General features: G+C 69.2%; 5 protein-coding genes. 4 read left to right on the top strand and 1 reads right to left on the bottom strand.

Features of this window, described 5'->3' with window-relative positions; translation table 11 throughout:
• The 4 genes from AC6EI8_RS22085 to fdhF form a co-directional block, all read left to right on the top strand.
• The coding region (locus AC6EI8_RS22085; protein ID WP_498382886.1) for a LysR family substrate-binding domain-containing protein at positions 1 to 618 on the top strand (618 nt) is incomplete at its 5' end.
• Between the two features lie 408 nt (positions 619 to 1,026).
• The gene (oxlT, locus tag AC6EI8_RS22080) at positions 1,027 to 2,346 is read left to right on the top strand and encodes an oxalate/formate MFS antiporter (protein WP_226106070.1); all 1,320 of its coding nucleotides are present in this window, start codon (positions 1,027 to 1,029) and stop codon (positions 2,344 to 2,346) included.
• 159 nt (positions 2,347 to 2,505) lie between these two features.
• Positions 2,506 to 4,215, top strand: a complete 1,710-nt coding sequence (locus AC6EI8_RS22075; protein ID WP_150082545.1) for an NADH-ubiquinone oxidoreductase-F iron-sulfur binding region domain-containing protein — start codon at positions 2,506 to 2,508, stop codon at positions 4,213 to 4,215.
• Positions 4,216 to 4,293: 78 nt separating this feature from the next.
• Complete coding sequence (fdhF, locus tag AC6EI8_RS22070; RefSeq protein ID WP_226106068.1) at positions 4,294 to 7,116, top strand: formate dehydrogenase subunit alpha; 2,823 nt, start codon at positions 4,294 to 4,296, stop codon at positions 7,114 to 7,116.
• Between the two features lie 125 nt (positions 7,117 to 7,241).
• Here the strand turns inward: fdhF and AC6EI8_RS22065 are convergent.
• The coding region (locus tag AC6EI8_RS22065; RefSeq protein ID WP_498382885.1) for an alpha/beta hydrolase at positions 7,242 to 7,630 on the bottom strand (389 nt) is incomplete at its 5' end.

The following is a 7,630-nucleotide window of genomic DNA, read 5'->3' as shown; positions in this document are numbered from 1 at the left end:
GCGCTGCGCATGGGCTTCATCGGCTCGGCCACCTATGCGTTGCTGCCGAAGCTGATCCCGGCGTTTCGCGCCGCGCATCCCGGCATCGAGCTGGTGCTGCACGAATCGACGACGGCCGCGATCCTGCAGCGGCTGGAGAACCGCCAGCTCGACGCGGGTCTGGTGCGCTTCCCCGTGCTGAGCACCGGCGACTTCGTGCTGACGCCGCTGGAGAACGATGGCTTCGTGGCCGCGGTGTCGGCCGACAGCCCGCATGCGCGCGGCCGTTCCATTGCCTTGCAGGCCCTCGCCGGCGAGGACTTCATCATGTTTTCCGGCGCCGAGGTGCCGAGCCTGCGCGCCGTCGCGATGCTGCTGTGCCAGGAGGCCGGCTTCGTGCCGCGCGTCGCGCAGGAGGCGGTGCAGGTGCAGACCATCGTCAGCCTGGTCGAAAGCGGGCTGGGCGTGGCACTGGTGCCCGGCGTGACCGCACGCCATACCAATCGGCGCGTGCGCTTTCTCAATCTGTCGAGCCCGAAGCCGGCCGCGCGTATCGGCATCGCGCTGGCGACGCGTGCGGATGCGCAGGACCGCCAGGTACAGCGGTTGCTGCGTGTGGCGCGGGCCGCGGTGCGCTAGGGGTTTTCCCGTGCCGTCTGCGGGGGCCGGACCGATGCCGCCCGGCAGCGGCCACCACGCGCCGCTCGCCGTGCCGGCACGCCATTGATGCCGGGGCCTTGGCTAACTCCCTGATTTCCAGACGCTGTTCAGTCGGACCGCGGCGCGCTTGATGCGCGTCTCGCATCAATCGGCACGTGTGTGTCGAGCGGCGTTCCCGCGTCGCCTCGCGGCCCGCCGCGCACCGGCAGCACGCAAGGTCGCCAGGCCCGGTAAGCCACGGCAAAAACCCCTTGACTCGACTGATATACCACATACTGTATAGCACTAGACGGCAGCAGCGGACGTCCTTGCCGCCGCCGCATGAGAGGCGCCATCAGGCTCCCATTCCCAATCGACGCGGTTCCCCACCGCCGAAAAGGAGACACCATGGAACAACCGCAAGACGCGCAGCGCTCGCCCTTTGCCTCGCCGTGGGTCCAATTGGCCTTCGGCGTCATCTGCATGGCGATGATCGCCAACATGCAGTACGGATGGACGCTGTTCGTCAATCCGATCGACGAGAAGCACCAATGGGGACGGACCGCGATCCAGGTTGCGTTCACGATCTTCGTGGTCACCGAGACCTGGCTGGTGCCGATCGAGGGCTATCTGGTCGACAAGTACGGGCCGCGGCCGGTGGTGGTCGGCGGCGGGCTGCTGTGCGGCGTGGCCTGGGTGCTGAACTCGATGGCCGAGTCGCTGCCGATGCTGTATTTCGCCGCGGCGGTCGGCGGCGTCGGCGCCGGCGCGGTCTACGGCACTTGTGTAGGCAACGCGCTGAAGTGGTTCCCGAACCGGCGCGGGCTGGCGGCGGGCATTACCGCGGCGGGGTTTGGCGCCGGCTCTGCGCTGACCGTGGTGCCGATCGCCTACGTGATCAAGAACAGCGGCTACGAGGCGGCGTTCCTGTGGTTCGGCCTCGGGCAGGGGCTGGTGGTGTTCTTCCTCGGCATGGCGCTGTATCCGCCGTCGGCGAAGATCCTCGACGAGGTCAAGAGCACGCTGAAGGCGGCGGCCACCTACAACGCCTCGCCGCGCCAGGTGCTGGCCTCGCCGATCTTCTGGATCATGTACGCGATGTTCGTGATGATGGCCGCCGGCGGGCTGATGGCCACCGCGCAGCTCGGCCCGATCGCCAAGGACTTTGGTCTCGACAACACGCCGGTGTCGATCCTCGGGCTGACGCTGCCGGCGCTGACCTTCGCGCTGACGATCGACCGCGTGCTGAACGGTCTCACGCGTCCGTTCTTCGGCTGGGTCTCCGACAATATCGGCCGCGAGAACACCATGTTCATCGCCTTCGCGGTCGAAGCCGTCGGCATACTGCTGCTGTCGAAGTATGGCCATCATCCGGTCGCCTTCGTGGTGCTGACCGGCGTGGTGTTCTTCGCCTGGGGCGAGATCTACAGCCTGTTCCCGGCCACCTGCGGCGACACCTTCGGGCCGAAGTTCGCCGCCACCAATGCCGGCCTGCTGTACACGGCCAAGGGCACGGCCGCCTTGCTGGTGCCGTTCAGCAGCGTGATCACGGCGGCCACCGGCGACTGGCATGCGGTCTTCATGCTGGCCTCCGGCATGGCGGCGTTCTCGGCCTTGCTGGCGGTGTTCGTGCTCAAGCCGATGCGCGAGGCCCATATCCGCAAGCATGTGCATGCCAGCGCCGTTCACCCGATGGGCTTGCAGCCGGTGCCGGACGATCTGACGTAGCGGGGTCTGCAGCAAGGGCGGGCGCGCCCACCGTGATGCCGGTGGGCGCGGGAATCAGCAGCGGCGGCAGGGCCCGCGGCCGATGGCGCTATCATCGACCCGGCGGCGCCCCCCAACGCCGCTTCCCACAGGCATCCAGGACAACGAACAGAGATGACCATGAATCAGGTCGTGATCCCCATTCCGGTCGACAGCATCGGCCGGCAGCGCAAGCGCCGCCAGCCCAAGGGGCGGCAAGTCGACCCCGCCGCGCTCGCCGAGGTACGCGCGCTGCTCGGCGAGGCGCCGCGCCGGCGCGATCTGCTGATCGAACACCTGCACGCGATCAACGATCGCTATGGGCAGCTCGCCGCGCCGCATCTGGCGGCATTGGCCGCCGAGATGAAGATGGCGCAGGCGGAGGTCTACGAGGTCGCGACCTTCTATCACCACTTCGACGTCGTGCGCGAGGATGCCGATGGCGCGATCGCGCCGCCGCCTGCGCTGACCGTGCGCGTTTGCGAGGGCATCGCCTGCGAGATGGCCGGCGCGCAATCGCTGCTCGACAAACTGCCTGCGCTGCTCGGCACCGACGTGCGCGTGGTCGCCGCGCCCTGCATCGGCCGCTGCGAGCGCGCGCCGGCGGCGCTGGTCGGACAGAATCCGGTCGACGTGGCCAGTGCCGAGGCGATCGTCGAACGCGTGGCCGCGGGCGCGGTGCGCCACGAGCCCGAGCCGTACGTCGACTACCAGGCGTATCGCGAGCAGGGCGGCTACCGCACCCTGCGCGCGGTGGCCGACGGCGCGCTGTCCGCCGACGACGCCATCGCCACGATGGAGCATGCGGGACTGCGCGGCCTCGGTGGTGCCGGTTTCCCGGCGGGACGCAAATGGCGCATCGTGCGGGCCGAGGACGGCCCGCGCCTGATGGCCGTCAATATCGACGAAGGCGAGCCCGGCACCTTCAAGGACCGCTTCTATCTGGAGCGCGATCCGCATCGCTTCCTCGAAGGCATGCTGATCGCCGCCCGGGTCGTGCAGGTCGATGCGATCTATATCTACCTGCGCGACGAGTACGCCGGCTGCCGCGCGCTGCTGACCGAGGAACTGCGGCGGCTGCGCGAGGACCCGCCATGCGCGGACCTGCCGCCGATCGAGTTGCGGCGGGGCGCCGGCGCCTATATCTGCGGCGAAGAGTCCGCGATGATCGAATCGATCGAAGGCAAGCGCGGCTGGCCGCGGCTGCGCCCGCCCTATGTGGCGCAGGTCGGCCTGTTCGGCCGGCCGACGCTGGAGCACAACTTCGAGACGCTGTACTGGGTGCGCGACATCCTGGAACGAGGACCTGAGTGGTTCGCCGGGCAGGGCCGGCATGGACGCAAGGGACTGCGCTCGTTCTCGGTGTCGGGCCGCGTCAACAAGCCGGGCGTGCATCTGGCACCGGCCGGCATCACCATCACGGAGCTGATCGACGAGTATTGCGGCGGCATGCTCGATGGCCATCGTTTCTACGGCTACCTGCCGGGCGGCGCGTCGGGCGGCATCCTGCCCGCGTCGATGGGCGATATCCCGCTGGACTTCGACACGCTGCAGCCGCATGGCTGCTTCATCGGCTCGGCGGCAGTGGTGGTGCTGTCGGACCACGATCGCGCGGTCGACGTGGCGCGCAACCTGATGCATTTCTTCGCGCACGAGTCCTGCGGCCAATGCACGCCCTGCCGCGTCGGCACGGCCAAGGCCGTGCAGCTGATCGCGCAGCCGCAGTGGGACCGGGAGGCGCTGGCCGACCTGTCCGCGGTGATGCGCGATGCGTCGATCTGCGGGCTGGGGCAGGCCGCGCCCAATCCGATCGACTGCGTGATCCGCTATTTCCCGCACGAGCTGGCCTGAGCGCGAGCAGCCGCAACAAGCCGCAAGCAGCCCGAAGAAGCCGCCGTACGACAGATCCGACAGATCCAAGAGACCGCCATGAATGCATTGACCCGCGCCGAACGCGCCCTCGTCCAAGCCTCCGATCCCGCTTCGGTCGCCTTCCAGCTGAACGGCCGCGAGGTGGTGGCCGCGCCCGGCGAAACGCTGCTGCAGGTGGCCAGGCGCGAGGGCGTCGAGATTCCGCACCTGTGCTACAAGGACGGCCTGGAGCCGGCCGGCAACTGCCGCGCCTGCATGGTGGAGATCGATGGCGAGCGCGTGCTGGCGCCGTCGTGCTGCCGCCAGCCGGCGAACGGCATGAAGGTGCAGACCGATTCGCCGCGCGCGCGCAAGGCGCAGAGCATGGTGCTCGAGCTGCTGCAGTCCGACATGCCCGAGACCGCGTACACGCGCGACAGCGAACTGGACCAGTGGTCCGCGCGCCTCGAGATCGGCAAGCCGCGCTTTGCGCCGCGCGCACCCGTGGCGCCCGATCTGTCGCATCCGGCCATCGCGGTCAATCTCGATGCCTGCATCCAGTGCACGCGCTGCCTGCGCGCCTGCCGCGACGAGCAGGCCAACGACGTGATCGGCATCGCGCTGCGCGGCGCCGACGCTAAGATCGTGTTCGACATGGACGATCCGATGGGCATGTCGACCTGCGTCGCCTGCGGCGAATGCGTGCAGGCCTGCCCGACCGGCGCGCTGATGCCGGCGCGCGCCGCCGCGCTGGCGGTGCCTGACAAGCAGGTGCAATCGGTCTGCCCATATTGCGGTGTCGGCTGCCAGCTGACCTATCACGTCAAGGACAACCGCATCCAGTACGTGGAAGGGCGCGACGGCCCGGCCAATCACGCGCGGCTCTGCGTCAAGGGCCGCTACGGCTTCGACTACGCCGCGCACCCGCACCGGCTGACGGTGCCGCTGGTGCGCCGAGAGGGCGTGCCCAAGCGCGGCGATGCGGTGATGGACCCCGAGCGCGTGATGGAGGTGTTCCGCGAGGCGACGTGGGAGGAAGCGCTGGCGCTTGCCGGCGGCGGCCTCGCGCGCATTCGCGATACCCACGGCAAGCGCGCGCTGGCCGGTTTCGGCTCGGCCAAGGGCAGCAACGAGGAGGCCTATCTGTTCCAGAAGCTGGTGCGGACCGGCTTCGGCAGCAACAACGTCGACCATTGCACGCGGCTGTGCCACGCCTCGTCGGTGGCGGCATTGCTCGAGGGGATCGGCTCGGGCGCGGTGTCCAACCCGGTGATCGATGTCGGCAAGGCCGAGGTCGTGATCCTGATCGGCGCCAATCCGACCGTCAATCATCCGGTCGCGGCCACCTGGATCAAGAACGCGGTGCGCAACGGCACCAAGCTGATCGTCGCCGATCCGCGGCGCTCGGACCTGGCGCGCTTCGCCTATCGCTTCCTGCAATTCCAGCCGGATACCGACGTCGCGCTGCTCAACGCGATGATGCATGTGATCGTCACCGAAGGGCTGGTCGATCGCGACTTCATCGAGAGCCGCACGATCGGCTACGAGGAACTCGAGCGCAATGTGGCCGCCTACAGCCCCGAGGCGATGGCGCCGATCTGCGGCATCGACGCCGAGACGATCCGCCATGTCGCGCGGCTCTACGCGACAGCGGGCAGCGCGATGATCCTGTGGGGCATGGGCGTGTCGCAGCACGTGCATGGCACCGACAATGCGCGCTGCCTGATCGCGCTGGCGCTGATGACCGGCCAGATCGGCCGGCCCGGCACCGGCCTGCATCCGCTGCGCGGCCAGAACAATGTGCAGGGCGCCTCGGACGCCGGGCTGATCCCGATGATGTATCCGGACTACCGGCGCGTCGACGATGCCGACGCCGCGTCGCGATTCGAGGCGCTATGGGGCACGCCGCTCGATCGCCAGCCGGGTTTGACGGTGGTCGAGGTGATGCAGGCCATCGAACGCGGCGAGGTGCGCGGCATGTACATCATGGGCGAGAACCCGGCGATGTCGGACCCCGACGCGCAGCATGCGCGCGAGGCGCTGGCCGCGCTCGATCATCTGGTGGTGCAGGACATCTTCCTGACCGAGACCGCCTATCTCGCCGACGTGGTGCTGCCGGCCTCGGCCTTCCCCGAGAAGACCGGCACCTTCACCAATACCGACCGCATCGTGCAGCTCGGCCGGCAGGCCATCGACCCGCCGGGACAGGCGCGCCAGGACCTGTGGATCATCCAGCAGATGGCCGCGCAGTTGGGCCTGGACTGGCGCTACGGCGACGTGGCCGAGGTGTTCGACGAAATGCGGCTGGCGATGCCGAGCATCGCAGGCATCACCTGGGAGCGGCTGCAACGCGAACACGCGGTCACCTACCCGTGCCGCGCCGAAGGCGATGCCGGCGAGCCGGTGATCTTCACCGACGACTTCCCCACGCCGACGGGCCGCGCGCGCTTCGTGCCGGCCGATATCGTGCCCGCGGCCGAACGGCCGGACCAGGACTATCCCTTCGTGCTGATCACCGGGCGCCAGCTCGAACACTGGCACACCGGCAGCATGACGCGCAGGGCGGGGGTGCTCGATGCGCTCGAGCCCGACCCGACCGCGCTGGTCCATCCGCTCGATCTGGCGCAGTGGGGCGGCAAGCCCGGCGACGTCATCACGCTGGCGTCGCGCCGCGGCGAGGTTGCGCTGTATGCGCGCGCCGACGAGGGCACGCCGCGCGGCGCGGTGTTCGTGCCGTTCTGCTATTACGAGGCGGCGATCAACAAGCTGACCAATTCGGCGCTCGATCCGTTCGGCAAGATCCCGGAGTTCAAGTACTGCGCGATCCGGGTGACGCTGGGTGGCACACCGCCGGAGCAGTCGAGCTATGGGGGCGGGCAGATCCTGGCGCGGGCCGGCTGAGGGATCGACACGACGGACTTCATCGACCCCAGGTTCGAGTTCGAGTTCGAGTTCGAGGCTGGCGCGGCGCGGGTCCTGCGACGCACGCGCAACGGCATGGCGCAGAGGCGGCCGTAAGGTCGGAATCAGCGGGCCACGCCAAGGTCTTCGGTTCGCACCGCCGAGCGTACCGTCCGCTCGGCATGCTGCGGCGGTATCGCGGCAGCGGGCGCGCCGCGGGACAACAGGCGCTGCGCGAGGAAGGCGACGACCTGATCGATCACGCCCGCATCGCGCAGGATGCGCCGATGGCCCAGGCCCTCGGTGGTCAGCAGCGTGGCGCCGGGCCACGAACCGGCGATCGCGGCGCCGTCTTCCCAGCGCACCTCCTTGTCGTGGCGATCGTGGACGACCAGCGTCGGCGGCACCGGGCGGCAGCGGCCGATATCGGGCACGTTGAACGCACCCCATGGCATGCCGAGCCACTGTTCGCTGTTGCGCTGCACGCGCGCCAGTACCGCGGGCGCGACGCCGA

It is taken from the genome of Cupriavidus sp. R6-3 (genome assembly GCF_059772245.1).
The sequence above is the reverse complement of the archived record's forward strand: the minus strand, read 5'-3'. Positions and strand labels throughout refer to the sequence as shown.

Coding starts and splice junctions, on each gene's coding strand:
- fdhF (WP_226106068.1), top strand. CDS start 4,294: ATGAATGCATTGACCCGCGCCGAACGCGCCCTCGTCCAAGCCTCCGAT.
- AC6EI8_RS22075 (WP_150082545.1), top strand. CDS start 2,506: ATGAATCAGGTCGTGATCCCCATTCCGGTCGACAGCATCGGCCGGCAG.
- oxlT (WP_226106070.1), top strand. CDS start 1,027: ATGGAACAACCGCAAGACGCGCAGCGCTCGCCCTTTGCCTCGCCGTGG.